This window comes from Staphylococcus simulans (assembly GCF_002902285.1).
In the GTDB taxonomy this organism is placed as follows: Bacteria; Bacillota; Bacilli; order Staphylococcales; family Staphylococcaceae; genus Staphylococcus; species Staphylococcus simulans.
The window spans coordinates 1-12,745 of sequence record NZ_PPRU01000036.1; the positions used below are offsets into that span (position 1 = coordinate 1).

Below are 12,745 nucleotides of genomic sequence, written 5' to 3' on the forward strand. Positions count from 1 at the left end.
ACCTTGTATTATTTAATAGTAAGGGGTATATTATAAGTGAACTACTATTAAACATTAAACAGTACTGAATAATGTGTTGGAGGTTTGCTATGAATATACAATTTAAGAAAGGTGCACTTGAATTTTTAGTCTTGCTTATTATTCAAGGTGAAGATCAGTATGGCTATTCACTTGTACAAAAGATAACACCGCGTATCACAATCGCAGAAGGTACCGTCTATCCTTTAATGCGCCGTTTAGTTAAGGAAGGTTATTTAACAACTTATTTTAAACCGTCGACAGAAGGACCAGCACGCAAGTATTACCGAATTACCGAAGAAGGTCATGAACGTTTAGAAGCACTACTTGAAGAATGGAAGGCCTTTACAGAAGCTGTAGATTTATTTATTGAGGAGAGTGAGAGAGATGAGTAAACAAGAATATTTACAGTTATTAAATCGTTATTTAACGCGCGTTTCACCGGAAGAACGCCAAGATATTTTAAACGAGTATGAAACACACTTCATCAGTGGTAAAGAAGCAGGAAAAACTGAAGAAGAAATTTCCCGGGAATTAGGTAATCCGAAAGACATCGGGCGTGAAATGAGTGCGAATGCGGCGGTAGATAAAGCAGAATCTTCTCGCAATGCCGGCAATGTCACGAATGCTGTGTTAGCGGTTATGGGATTAAGTATTTTAAACTTCTTCGTTATTACCATTGTAATTGCGACATGGTTCGGTGTGCTTTTATCTTTAGGTGTGGCGACGCTTACTTTTCTAGCTGCACCTATATTCTTACTGGTCAAAGGCATGATAGATGGATTTGGAGAAATTATTCCTCTAGATATCTACGTTTCATTTACATGCTTTGGAATCGGATTGATGTTATTTACAGTAACGTACCTTGCTTATAAATGGAGCTTCGTTCTCTTTATGAAATATTTACGTTGGAATATTAAAGTTGTGAAAGGAAGTGCGCAATCATGAAAAAAGCATTGTTGATTATCTTTAGTATAGGCTTAGTGATTACAGTCGGTTTCGGAATTGCGGGCTATGTAGAAGGAAAAAAACAACTTAAAAAAGCTGATAATCCAATTCATTACACAAAAGACTATAAGCATGAAGATGCGAAAATAAAAAACTTGAAAATCAATACGGATACATCAAACGTTATCATTAAAAAAGGTGACCACTTCCATGTTAAGGGGGAAGGTGGTATTAAAGGAAAAACAAAAATTAACAGTACTATAAAAGGTGATACATTAGCGGTTGAATCAAAACTTCCAAACCCTACGATTAATTTTACATTTGGAAATATCACAAACAGCACCATCACAATTACAGTACCTGAACGTCAATTGTCAGATGTGACAATTTATAATGATACAGGAGACATGACAATTGAAGGTTTAAAAGCGAATCATTTAGAAGCACAATTGGATACAGGAGAGTTAGTGTTAAAAGCAGCTAATCTTAATAAAGTAGATTTAACAAGTGATACGGGTGATATTGAAATCACGCAAACACTTTTCAAAAATATGAGAATCGGAAATGACACAGGTGATACTGAAGTCAAAGGTATCAAAGGCGATGTGAATCTCCAAGTACAATCAGACACAGGTGATATTGAGGTAGATTATGCAGAACCACCTAAAAATACTAAGGTTATTCATAAAGAAGATGTAGATATGGATATTCATCAACCTGCTTTAAAAGCAAAACGTTATGGCAATGCTTCGCACACAATTGAATTAGAATCAGATACAGGTACAGTAGAAATTAATTAAAGTTATCACTATGAGCACCTAAGCAGAGAAGTTCTGTCTAGGTGCTTCTTTATATTGATAAAATTAATATTTTTAAATTTATTTTCGTATATAAGTTTAATTACTTTTTTCTCGTTTGTGTATACGTTAGAATGTCTTTTGCGAAAATGAAAGAAAGGAGAAATATATGATTAATCTGTTATCAGCCATTGGATCTATCGGGACATTTATTATGGCTTTGTTCTATTTAGTGTCTGTATCGATTCAACTCTATCAACTGCGTATTTCATTTACGCCAGCCATTGGTTTTAATCAAATTTTACTGCAGACAAGTAAAAATGATCGATTGAAGTTATTTAATATCAGCGCAGCAAACCAAGATAGTAATCGCTTTTTAAAGCTGTATAACTTAGGCGGCGGTGCCGCAAAAGAAGTGATAGTCACAATCACACACATGGGTAAAGAAGAAGTACTTCAAAGGAAATATGTCAGTATTTTACCAAGTAAAGAGTATTATCTTGTGCCTATTAATGAAGGTGTCTTTCATGAATTAGAAGAAACGATTCAACAGAATGGCTATGAAGCAGCTTTAAAAGTAGATATAAACTTCAAACACAACTTAAGCCGTAAAACACAGCATATAGAGTTATTCGGTAAAATCGATAGTTTCAATCAATTAGATGAAAATCCAATCTATGAATTGCAGTTTGTTCAAAAATCTGCGATTAACCAATAGTGAATGGGCTCCAAAATATCAAGTTTGGGGTCTTTTTTTATGTATGAGCATAAATACTTGCATTATTCCTAAAGTAGTATTATTATATTAAGTATAATAAGTATATCAGAAGAACAACGTCCTCATTATAAGATAGAAAAGAGTAGAAAAGGGAAGTTATTCAAAGATAAGGAGATGAAATAAATGAACAACAACAACTTAAAAGGTATGCACCATGTCACTGCGATTACAAGTGATGCGATTAAAATATATGATTTCTTTACAGACGTATTAGGTCTAAGATTAGTGAAAAAAACAGTAAACCAAGATGATATCCAAACGTATCATTTATTCTTTGCGGATGATGAAGGGAATGCAGGAACAGATGTCACATTCTTCGATTTCCCTGGAATTCCTAAAGGTACACATGGAACAGATGAAATTGCACGTATTACATTACGTGTACCATTAGATGCGGCGATTGAATTTTGGAATGACCGTTTAAGTGAGTTTGACGTGAAACATGAAGCGCCAACAGAACTATTCGGTAAAAAAATCTTACGTTTTGAAGATTTTGATGGCCAACTTTACACATTAATTTCTGATGAATCAGATTCAGCAGACAGTGTAGAACCAGGTGTTGCTTGGAAAAATGCGCCAGTACCAGAAGAATATGCGATTGTCGGTTTAGGACCTATCGAATTAAACGTGAGCCGTTTCGATCCATTCAAACAAATTTTCGAAGAAGTATACGGCTATAAAAAAGTTGAATCTGAAGGCGACTATCATTTATTCGAAACAGGAAAAGGCGGTAACGGCGGACAAGTTATCGTACGTAAACTTGGCGGCAACCCAGGTATGCAAGGTTATGGTACAATCCATCACACTGCGTTCCGTGTGGCTGATAAAGATGAATTAGATGTCTGGATTGACCGTTTGAATAAATATCAAATCGGCAACTCTGGATTTGTAGAACGTTACTTCTTCAAATCACTTTATTCTAAATTCTATCCAGGTATCTTAATTGAAATTGCGACAGATGGTCCAGGTTTCATGGGAGATGAACCATACGAAACAGTAGGTGAAATCTTATCATTACCACCATTCTTGGAACCAAAAAGAGAACAAATCGAAGCACAAGTACGTCATATTGAAACAACGCGCCACAACCAACCAGGCCGTACAAATCAATAATTTATCACTAAGGAGGCAGGTATCATGGCTTTAGATACAATGAAGCACATTTTTAGAAAAGGTCAAAGTTCAGATCAACCTACATTCATCTTATTACACGGAACAGGTGGAGACGAATCTGATTTATTCCCGCTCGCATTACGTTTGAACCCAAACTATAACATGTTAGGTGTGAAAGGAAATGTGGATGAAAATGGTATGACACGTTTCTTCAAACGTCATGGTGAAGGTCAATATGATTGGAAAGACTTAGAAGAACGCGGCACAGAATTATATGAGTTCTTACAAGCAGCCGCAAAAGAATATGACTTTGATTTAGAAAATGCAATCTTAGTTAGTTTCTCAAATGGTACGAACATTGCGATTAACTTACTATTACGTGAGGAAACTAAATTTGCGAAAGCATTATTATTCGCAGGGCTTTATCCAACACACATTGACCATGTGAAAGATTTAAGTGGCACAGACATCTATCTTTCAATGGGTACGCATGACCCTATCGTACCTGTATCTGAAAGTGAACGTTTAATTGATTTATTCCAACGTTCAGGTGCGAATGTTACAACACATTGGACACAATCACACGGCATTACTGAAGAGTCACTTAATGAAGCAGTGAAAGTTGTGAACGAACAATAAACTTAAATAATAGCTTAATAGACACGTGATTGAAGGACCTCCAGACCAATTCAATCAAACCCCGTAATCAAGCACTCAGGCTTTTTGACTAAAATTCAAAAAGTGCTGAGTGCTTTTTAATATGTGAAAGTATAATAAAAAGCTTCTGCAGACACAGATGCTAAATTAATACGGATAGATCTTTTTAAATTCAGAGTATTAAAGCGAGAATATTCTTTAATATAATCAACGCGACCAAAAAAACGATAACGCTAGATACTTTGTTAAGAATTAAAATGAATTTGCCAGACTTATCGACAGTGCCGACTATACGTCCTAAAACTGCCAAGAAGATAAACCAAATCCAAGAAATGGAGATGGTGGCGATAGAAAAGGCCAATTTGTCATCCCCTTCATAGATTGAGGCACTTGTCCCAATGACACCGACTGTATCCATAATAGCGTGTGGGTTAAGTAAGGAAACAGAGAGCGCAAATAGAATTTGTTTCTTAGGACTCATCGGTTCAATTTCATCAATATTAGAAGGCTTTTCTTTCCAAAGTGACCAAGCCATATAGATTAAGAATACAAAACCAATGATATAGATCACTAATTGTAACGTCGGCATAGACATTAAAATCAAAGACACACCGAGTATTGCGACTACAATTAAAAATGTGTCACAAAATCCTGCAGTGAGGATGACAGGTAAAGCATGCGTCAATTTTTTCTGATTCGCACCTTGGTTAAACACAAAGACATTTTGTGCGCCTAAAGGCAAAATCAGACCTAACGCTAACAAAACACCATGAAGTATCGCTTGTAACATAAATGACTACCCACTTTCTCTATACAATGTCTCTTTGATTTGTGATTGGGCTAAGCGTGTACATAAAGAGGGATTGTATGTATGTTAGTTAATTTGTAGTATACACAAAAACTAAACGGTGAACAACGCATAACAAAAAGATGAATAAGATAGGTATATAATTCAGTGTCTCATTCGTTTGTAATCTATTTTGTTAACTCGAATTAAGAATTTATTAAACTTTGGTTTATGGTGTATGCAGATACAAAACGCTACACTGAAAATAGGAAATTAAGTAATTATTTTCTATGGATTTTCATTAGTTGACCGCTATATGAAACCAATTATCCTTATTCGTTGGATATCCGGATTTTGGCTATCGTTCAAAATTCGGATTTTTTAATTCTTTGAGAAAAGGCAGGTTACGCTTTTTATGGTTTTAATGATTCTAGGTTTATTCTTTATTATTCGCTTATACTCTTTATCCATCTCTATTCGTCATGAGCGTGAATTGATTGCGCAAGGTGCAGTGCAATATGGCGCAAAGAACTCAAAATATCTTGCGTTATTACATATTTTAATTTATGTGGTCAGCTTTGTTTATGCGACAATCGCTCAACCCGCATTTAATGTAGTATCACAAATTGGCCTCGTATTACTGATCGTCAGTTATGTGATGTTGTTTTGGGTCATTCGTACACTAGGTCCAATTTGGACGTTGAAGGTCTACATACTTAAAGAACATCATATTGTAAAATCAGGGCTCTTTAAATTCGTTAAACATCCCAATTACTTCTTAAATATTATTCCTGAATTAATCGGTGTGATTTTATTAACACAAGCTTATCCAGTAAGTGTACTGCTTATTCCGTATGCAGTTTCACTATATGTACGTATTCAACAAGAAGAAAGCGCGATGGCACATCTTAAATAAATAACATAACGGTGTAAGACTAAGAACAAATTTTAAACGTTCTTAGTCTTTTTTGTTAAGAGTTTTACAATATTTAATGGCGTTTAATTGAAGGTGGAAATAAGGAGGAAAGAGAACCTATAATAGAATTAATACGAATGTGTTGGAGGTGAGTAAGTATGTTGAAGGTGAAAGCACCGAAACATCTCTTTTTGGAAGGGGGAGATGAAGCGGTGTTGTTGTTGCATTCTTTTACTGGGACTGTACAAGATGTCAAAGAAGTAGCAGAAGCATTACATAAAGAGGGTTATACCTGTTATGCGCCTTGTTATAGGGGGCATGGTCTGCCTGTTTCTGAGTTCGTACAATATGATATTAGAGATTGGTGGGAAGATGCAGAAGCGGCTTATGGTTTTCTACATGCAAAGGGATACCGTAAAATCACTGTTCTTGGCGTGTCGTTAGGTGGTATTTTTGCATTAAAAATAGCTGAACAATTTGACGTAGATCGTGTGATTGGGATGTCAGTGCCTTATCATAAATCTGCAGAAGGTGTGTTAAGCAGATTGAACCATTATGGTACACGACTACAATACTATATTGGTTGTACTGAAGAGGAACAAGCAGAAGAAATGGCATATGTGCCTGCTTATCAAGAGGGTGCCGCCCATTTTGAAGCGTTTGTGAATCAAACCATGAATGAGCTTGGCAGAATCAAAGCACCGACACTGTTATTATACGGTGGAAAAGATGATGTTTCGTATAAGGAAAGTGTAGATAGCATCGCTAAAAAGTTGGTTCATGCATCGGATATTGAAACTGGATGTTTTGAGGATTCAGGTCATTTAATGACAAGAAGCACAGAGAAACAAAAAATCATAGAAAAAATCATTAATTTTATGTAAGATTAAAATGAATTTTTGTGAAACCGTTTTACTTAACAACGAAAGTAGCGTAAAATCATACAAGATAATGTTTTTTTCAGAGTGTTCGTATATGATAAGATGGCCATAAGAGTACTTTTACTATTAAATTTTCTACGAACACTCGAACCGTGTGTTGACTGTGATAGTTAAATATAGAGTATTCGATTGTAAATCAACAAACAAAAACTAATTACCCTGAAAAATAGATATTTCCACCCAAGAAGAAGAGAAAGAGAAAGATGAATTGGAGGGATTTCGTTATGAAAAACGAAATAGTCAACAACGCGATTGAGCTATTTGCGAAAAAAGGATACTACGGTTGTACTTTAGAAGAAATAGCCAACAGTGTATCTATAAAAAAAGCGAGCTTATACTATTATTTCCCAAGCAAAGCTAATATTTATGAAGCATGTTCAAATAGAATTATCCAATATTTTAATAGAATCTTAGACTTACAAGAAAATATATCGCAACGTACTTTAGAAAACTTACGTCAATTTATCATAGATATGGTTTTTAAACCTAACATCAGTTATTTACGTATGTATATACACTTTAACCAAGCACCAAATGAGTTTAAAGAACAACTGTATCAAGGTATTGCTACACTGCATAGTAAATTGAATCGTATTTTAGAACTTTATTACGAGGTAAATGACATTTCAATGCCTATCAGAGAGTTTAAAGATTTAATGTTAGGTATTATGGAAAGCGGCTTTATTAGAACAACTTTCGTTAATTACTTTGATGAATTAAGTTATCGCAGATATACTATGGAAAAAGATGTTGAAGCAACATTAAACGCTTTGCTGGAATTAGAATAAGTGCATATTGATCGTAACTTTAAAGCAAGATGAGATTATCCAAAAGGGTAATCTTTTTTTATGCCATTTTGAGTTGAAAATGAATGCATAAGCAATGTTAAGCAGCTTTAAGAGATACGGGGTAGAAAAAATCTAAAATATATGAGAAAGCCTATGATGACAAGGTTACAACAAGATATTCTGTTTAATTGCTAGTTGAGGGATTGCTATATTTGTGTTATAGTATACTTACTTACATGAACGCTTTAACGCTTTAAAGTAAATTAGTTTTTAGCCTGAAAATAACAGAAAAGGATGAGCAGCGTGTCGAAACAATCACAGTGGAAAACCTCAACCGGTTTTATTTTAGCAAGCGCAGGTTCGGCCATCGGATTAGGGGCCATGTGGAAATTCCCATATATGGCTGGTATCTATGGCGGCGGTGCGTTTCTACTTATGTTTTTAATATTTACAATTTTTATAGGCTTGCCGTTACTCATTATGGAATTTACAATCGGTAAGCTTGGAAGAACTTATACAACCGCTATTTTCGGTAAATTATCAAATAAGAAATGGACAAATGTTATCGGCTGGAGCGGTAACCTCGCTGTCTTTGTCTTATTTGGTTTCTATAGCGTTGTTGGTGGTTGGATTATGATTTATATCGCACAAGTTGCGATGCAGATAATAGGACTAAGAGACGGGACACTTGGCAGTATTCAATTTGAACAAGTCATCTCAAGTCCGCTTTATACCATTTTAGGACAAGGTTCTTTTATCTTAGTGACGATGGTAATTGTTATGTTAGGTGTTGAGCATGGGCTTGAGAAAGCATCTAAAGTTATGATGCCTTTGCTGTTCATCTTTTTAATATTAATTGTGGTACGTTCACTCTCATTAGAAGGTGCTTCTGAAGGTGTACGTTTCTTATTAGAACCACGTATGGAAGAGCTATCTATGGAAGGTATTCTCTTTGCGCTTGGCCAATCATTCTTCGCCCTCTCATTAGGAACGACAGGGATGATTACGTACGCAAGTTATGTCCCTAAAGAAATGACGATTAAAACTTCTGCGTTATCCATTGTAATTATGAATATTATTGTGGCTTTACTTGCAGGTTTAGCGATCTTCCCTGCAATCAATGCGTTTGGTTATAAACCAGAAGAAGGTCCTGGCTTACTCTTTAAAGTACTGCCGCATGTATTTGAGAAAATGAGCTTTGGTCCAGGATTTTATTTCATCTTCTTGATTTTATTCTTATTCGCAGCGTTAACATCATCCATTTCATTACTGGAATTGAATGTGTCTAACTTTACTAAGAATGACAACCGTAAACGTGGTAAAGTAGCTTTAATCGGCAGTATATTAGTCTTTATTATCAGTATCCCAGCAACTTTATCATTTAGTACATTAAGTCATATACACTTTTTAGCGGGTACGATTTTCGACAATATGGACTTTTTAGTTTCTAATATTTTAATGCCTTTAGGCGCACTTGCGACGACTTTATTTGTCGGTCAATTATTGAAAAAAGAAGACCTGAAATCAGTATTTGGTAATGATCGTTTGAAAATTTTTATGCCTTGGTATTACTTAGTTAAATATGTCTTGCCTGTGGTAATACTCTTAGTTTTCGTCATCCAATTCTTTAATTAAAATAAAATGAATCACAAAAGAAAATTCCCGTTGCATCATGTATGCAACGGGAATTTTTTACTATTTAACCTCAATATCTAACTTAATTTGAGAATGTATCCAGTAAGTTTTATGGAGTCTCCACCTTATTGAATTTACGCTTTAGCTTTATATATTGGTGATGCTCCCACTTATGACGCAACTGTTTAAAGTCATCAGATTTAAGATAGACAAGTAACCCTATAAGTGCAGTTAAAACTAACAAGATATTAATAACAACATTAATCTGTTCATAGCCATATTCATAGAGGTGAACGCTAGAATTATTAAGTGTGTGCAGTAAGATAGTGATTTTGATATCTCTAGTTAATGCAAAAACGATACTGTAAATGAATCCTGGAACTAAATAAGGGAAAACATGCTGGTAATCGCCTGAGACTACCACATGAAGAAAGCCGAAAATGATTGTAGAAAGTGTTACATAAATTGCCATTCTCAAAAACATGGATTTGCGGTTAGTTTCGTTAAACAGAAAAGAAGTGGCGGTTAAAATAATGATAAAAAGCATACCTCTAAATATTACTTCTTCTATGATAGGTGCATTAAAACTAGTACCAAGAAATGAAGAAGGAAAATCAACAGCTTTCTCTTTTAAAATCTTTTGATTCTCTGACTCGCCTGTGTAAACAAGTCTACTTAGAATACTTGTGGAAAAATAGGAAACAGTAATCAAGGAAAATTTGATAGATCAACCTAATTTTGTTGATTGAACGTATTTGGGGTTGAATAAAGAAGGTATATGACATATTTTCAAATAATACTGATAAACGAATAAAACGAGTATCGGAATAATAATATAAAGTACACATAGTGTTATCGGATTTTCAAAGTGATCAGTCGCAAATAATAAGCTATACATAAAAGCACTCATGAGTAGTATTGATATGATAATCCATTTAATTGCTAGAAAAATAGTTTGTATGAAGTTTTTAAAAGTATTGTGCGTGTGAAGCACGTTGCATCCTCTCCTAGTTTTTAATTTTCACTAATGTATCACATTTTTATATAAATTACATTAGATTCATTAAAAGTTCACTTTATTAATTTTATTTTGATTATTTGTGAATAGACACAATGAAGTTACATCAATATTTTTAAGTTACACTTTAAGAGAAAATTGCATTTACAACTGCATTGCGCTATAATTCATACCAGTACGATAGGAATAATGGGAATGAATGATGGGAAACAGGAGTCGGGCCTGTCATCATGCATTTCACGGGGAGGACATCTATGATTGGATTTGATTTAATCGGCAATACACCTTTGGTTAAATTAGAGTCGTTCAGTGATGATAAAGTATCAATTTATGCAAAACTAGAACAATTCAACCCTGGCGGCAGTGTAAAAGACCGCTTAGGCAAATATTTAATTGAACAAGCAATGGAACGTGGACAAATTAAGCGCTGTGACACAATAGTGGAAGCCTCAGCAGGCAATACGGGTATTGGCTTAACAATTGCGGCGAACCACTATGGTTTACAATGTGTGATTTATGCGCCGATCGGTTTTGCGGCAGAAAAGATTTCAATTATGGAAGCATTAGGCGCAAAAGTGATTCGTACACCGCAAAATGGCGGTATGTTAGGTGCGCAACAAGCGGCACGTGATTATGCGGCTGAACATGGTGCGTATTATACGAATCAGTTTGAGTCAGAAGATAATCCAGGTGCGTATCGAGATACGATGGCACAAGAAATCTTAAAAGAATTGCCGGAAGTAGATTACTTTGTGGCAGGTGTCGGTTCAGGCGGAACATTTACAGGAACTGCCGAAGTATTAGCACAACACGGTGTTAAAAATGTCATTGTTGAACCTGTCGGGTCAGTGTTAAACGGTGGTAAAAAACGCCTGCATGACACAGAAGGTATCGGTTCTGAAAAATGGCCGGGCTTCTTAGATAAAGGTTTAGTAACGGACATTTTAACTATTACAGATGAAGATGCCTTTCATAATGTAAAACAACTTGCGCTACAAGAAGGACTGTTAGTAGGCAGTTCCTCAGGTGCTGCATTACAAGGTGCATTAGAAATTAAAGCACGTATAGACAAAGGAACGATTGTCACAGTCTTCCCAGACGGCAGTGATCGTTATATGTCTAAATCGATTTTTAATTATTCGGGAAAAAATAAGGCGTAAAGGAGTTAAAGATTTATGAATAAGAAAACACAAATGGTACATGGCGGCCATACAACAGATGATTATACAGGTGCGGTAACGACACCGATTTATCAAACAAGCACTTATTTACAAGATGATATCGGGGATTTGCGTGAGGGTTATGAATATTCACGTAGTGGTAATCCAACACGTGCTGCCCTAGAAAGTGCGATTGCAGATATAGAATATGGACGTTTTGGTTTCGCATTCGGCTCAGGTGTAGCCGCGATGTCTGCAGTTATCATGTTATTAGATAAAGGTGATCACATCGTTGTGAATTCTGATGTCTACGGCGGTACATTCCGAGTGTTGACAAAAGTGTTCAATCGCTTCGGTATTGATGCGGACTTTGTAGATACAACAGAAGTTGAAAAAATTGAAGCGGCGATTAAACCAGAAACAAAAATGTTAATGGTTGAAACACCATCTAACCCATTATTACGTGTGACGGATATTAAAGCTTCAGCAGAAATTGCGAAAAAGCATGATTTAATTTCTGTAGTGGATAATACATTCATGTCTCCTTATTTCCAAAATCCATTAAAATTAGGTGCAGACATTGTCTTACATTCTGCTTCTAAATATATCGGTGGCCACAGTGATGTTATCGGTGGTTTACTCGCAACAAGCGATGAAGATTTAGCTGAACGTCTTGGCTTCATTCAAAACTCAACAGGCGGTGTGCTTGGACCACAAGACAGTTATTTATTAATTCGTGGTATTAAAACATTAGGTTTACGTATGGAACAAGTCAGCCGTAGTGCAGTGGCAGTTGCGAAAATGCTTGCGGAACACCCTAATGTTCAAAAAGTATATCATCCAAGCTTAGAAAGTCATCCAAATCACGATGTACATGAAAACCAAGCATCAGGTCATACAGGTGTTGTGTCATTTGTAGTTTCTGATATTGATGCCGCAAAGGAAGTGATTCGTGAAACAGAATACTTCACATTAGCTGAAAGCTTAGGTGCAGTGGAAAGTTTAATTTCAGTACCTGCTCTAATGACACACGCTTCTATTCCAAAAGAAGTGCGTGAAAAAGAAGGTATTGAAGACGGTTTAATCCGTTTATCTGTTGGTATTGAAGATACAGAAGACTTAGTCGCTGATTTAAAACAAGCTTTAGACCAATTACAAAAATAATTTCATATAAAGATGTATAGATAAA

14 protein-coding genes are annotated in these 12,745 nt (G+C 35.4%); 12 read left to right on the forward strand and 2 right to left on the reverse strand.

Annotation, left to right across the window (positions count from 1 at the left end; genetic code table 11):
- Positions 1 to 89 precede the first annotated feature (89 nt).
- From CD112_RS08590 to CD112_RS08615, 6 genes are all read left to right on the forward strand, one after another.
- Positions 90 to 413 carry a PadR family transcriptional regulator gene (locus CD112_RS08590; RefSeq protein ID WP_002480363.1) on the forward strand — a complete coding sequence of 108 codons (324 nt, stop codon included), beginning with the start codon at positions 90 to 92 and terminating at the stop codon, positions 411 to 413.
- Positions 406 to 966: an HAAS signaling domain-containing protein gene (locus CD112_RS08595; RefSeq protein WP_023014914.1), complete on the forward strand. Its 561-nt coding sequence runs from the start codon at positions 406 to 408 to the stop codon at positions 964 to 966. The genes CD112_RS08590 and CD112_RS08595 overlap by 8 nt, the downstream gene beginning before the upstream one ends.
- Positions 963 to 1,766, forward strand: a complete 804-nt coding sequence (locus CD112_RS08600; protein WP_060804222.1) for a DUF4097 family beta strand repeat-containing protein — start codon at positions 963 to 965, stop codon at positions 1,764 to 1,766. Before CD112_RS08595 ends, CD112_RS08600 begins: the two co-directional genes overlap by 4 nt.
- A 166-nt stretch (positions 1,767 to 1,932) precedes the next feature.
- Positions 1,933 to 2,481, forward strand: coding sequence for a hypothetical protein (locus CD112_RS08605; protein WP_002480366.1), 549 nt, complete (start codon positions 1,933 to 1,935; stop codon positions 2,479 to 2,481).
- Between the two features lie 183 nt (positions 2,482 to 2,664).
- Complete coding sequence (locus CD112_RS08610; protein WP_103364164.1) at positions 2,665 to 3,654, forward strand: ring-cleaving dioxygenase; 990 nt, start codon at positions 2,665 to 2,667, stop codon at positions 3,652 to 3,654.
- 39 nt (positions 3,655 to 3,693) lie between these two features.
- Positions 3,694 to 4,293 carry an alpha/beta hydrolase gene (locus tag CD112_RS08615; protein WP_103364176.1) on the forward strand — a complete coding sequence of 200 codons (600 nt, stop codon included), beginning with the start codon at positions 3,694 to 3,696 and terminating at the stop codon, positions 4,291 to 4,293.
- 190 nt (positions 4,294 to 4,483) lie between these two features.
- Here the strand turns inward: CD112_RS08615 and CD112_RS08620 are convergent, their stop codons facing one another.
- Entirely contained in the window at positions 4,484 to 5,101 is a 618-nt protein-coding gene (locus CD112_RS08620; RefSeq protein WP_002480369.1) for a LysE/ArgO family amino acid transporter, read from the reverse strand.
- A 412-nt stretch (positions 5,102 to 5,513) separates the two neighbouring features.
- On the opposite strand from CD112_RS08620, the gene CD112_RS08625 reads away from it, so the two are divergent.
- From CD112_RS08625 to CD112_RS08640, 4 genes are all read left to right on the forward strand, one after another.
- Entirely contained in the window at positions 5,514 to 6,014 is a 501-nt protein-coding gene (locus CD112_RS08625) for an isoprenylcysteine carboxyl methyltransferase family protein (RefSeq protein WP_023014918.1), read from the forward strand.
- A gap of 158 nt (positions 6,015 to 6,172) precedes the next feature.
- A complete protein-coding gene (locus CD112_RS08630) occupies positions 6,173 to 6,898 on the forward strand; it encodes an alpha/beta hydrolase (protein ID WP_023014919.1) in 726 nt (241 codons plus the stop codon).
- Positions 6,899 to 7,179: 281 nt separating this feature from the next.
- Complete coding sequence (locus CD112_RS08635; protein ID WP_103364165.1) at positions 7,180 to 7,743, forward strand: TetR/AcrR family transcriptional regulator; 564 nt, start codon at positions 7,180 to 7,182, stop codon at positions 7,741 to 7,743.
- 303 nt (positions 7,744 to 8,046) lie between these two features.
- The gene (locus CD112_RS08640; RefSeq protein ID WP_103364166.1) at positions 8,047 to 9,378 is read left to right on the forward strand and encodes a sodium-dependent transporter; all 1,332 of its coding nucleotides are present in this window, start codon (positions 8,047 to 8,049) and stop codon (positions 9,376 to 9,378) included.
- Positions 9,379 to 9,487: 109 nt separating this feature from the next.
- On the opposite strand, the gene CD112_RS08645 is transcribed toward CD112_RS08640, so the two are convergent.
- Positions 9,488 to 10,090 carry a CPBP family intramembrane glutamic endopeptidase gene (locus tag CD112_RS08645; protein WP_159081717.1) on the reverse strand — a complete coding sequence of 201 codons (603 nt, stop codon included), beginning with the start codon at positions 10,088 to 10,090 and terminating at the stop codon, positions 9,488 to 9,490.
- A gap of 560 nt (positions 10,091 to 10,650) precedes the next feature.
- Between CD112_RS08645 and CD112_RS08655 the strand changes: the two genes are divergently transcribed.
- Together CD112_RS08655 and CD112_RS08660 are read left to right on the forward strand one after the other, a co-directional pair.
- Positions 10,651 to 11,556, forward strand: coding sequence for a PLP-dependent cysteine synthase family protein (locus tag CD112_RS08655; RefSeq protein ID WP_103364168.1), 906 nt, complete (start codon positions 10,651 to 10,653; stop codon positions 11,554 to 11,556).
- A 15-nt stretch (positions 11,557 to 11,571) separates the two neighbouring features.
- Positions 11,572 to 12,720: a bifunctional cystathionine gamma-lyase/homocysteine desulfhydrase gene (locus CD112_RS08660; RefSeq protein ID WP_103364169.1), complete on the forward strand. Its 1,149-nt coding sequence runs from the start codon at positions 11,572 to 11,574 to the stop codon at positions 12,718 to 12,720.
- Positions 12,721 to 12,745: the final 25 nt, after the last annotated feature.

Excerpts from the sequence above, each read along its gene's own strand:
- CD112_RS08625 (WP_023014918.1), top strand. The coding sequence starts at position 5,514 with ATGGTTTTAATGATTCTAGGTTTATTCTTTATTATTCGCTTATACTCT.
- CD112_RS08655 (WP_103364168.1), top strand. The coding sequence starts at position 10,651 with ATGATTGGATTTGATTTAATCGGCAATACACCTTTGGTTAAATTAGAG.
- CD112_RS08595 (WP_023014914.1), top strand. The coding sequence starts at position 406 with ATGAGTAAACAAGAATATTTACAGTTATTAAATCGTTATTTAACGCGC.
- CD112_RS08635 (WP_103364165.1), top strand. The coding sequence starts at position 7,180 with ATGAAAAACGAAATAGTCAACAACGCGATTGAGCTATTTGCGAAAAAA.
- CD112_RS08620 (WP_002480369.1), bottom strand. The coding sequence starts at position 5,101 with ATGTTACAAGCGATACTTCATGGTGTTTTGTTAGCGTTAGGTCTGATT.
- CD112_RS08600 (WP_060804222.1), top strand. The coding sequence starts at position 963 with ATGAAAAAAGCATTGTTGATTATCTTTAGTATAGGCTTAGTGATTACA.
- CD112_RS08660 (WP_103364169.1), top strand. The coding sequence starts at position 11,572 with ATGAATAAGAAAACACAAATGGTACATGGCGGCCATACAACAGATGAT.
- CD112_RS08605 (WP_002480366.1), top strand. The coding sequence starts at position 1,933 with ATGATTAATCTGTTATCAGCCATTGGATCTATCGGGACATTTATTATG.
- CD112_RS08590 (WP_002480363.1), top strand. The coding sequence starts at position 90 with ATGAATATACAATTTAAGAAAGGTGCACTTGAATTTTTAGTCTTGCTT.
- CD112_RS08630 (WP_023014919.1), top strand. The coding sequence starts at position 6,173 with ATGTTGAAGGTGAAAGCACCGAAACATCTCTTTTTGGAAGGGGGAGAT.
- CD112_RS08615 (WP_103364176.1), top strand. The coding sequence starts at position 3,694 with ATGAAGCACATTTTTAGAAAAGGTCAAAGTTCAGATCAACCTACATTC.
- CD112_RS08610 (WP_103364164.1), top strand. The coding sequence starts at position 2,665 with ATGAACAACAACAACTTAAAAGGTATGCACCATGTCACTGCGATTACA.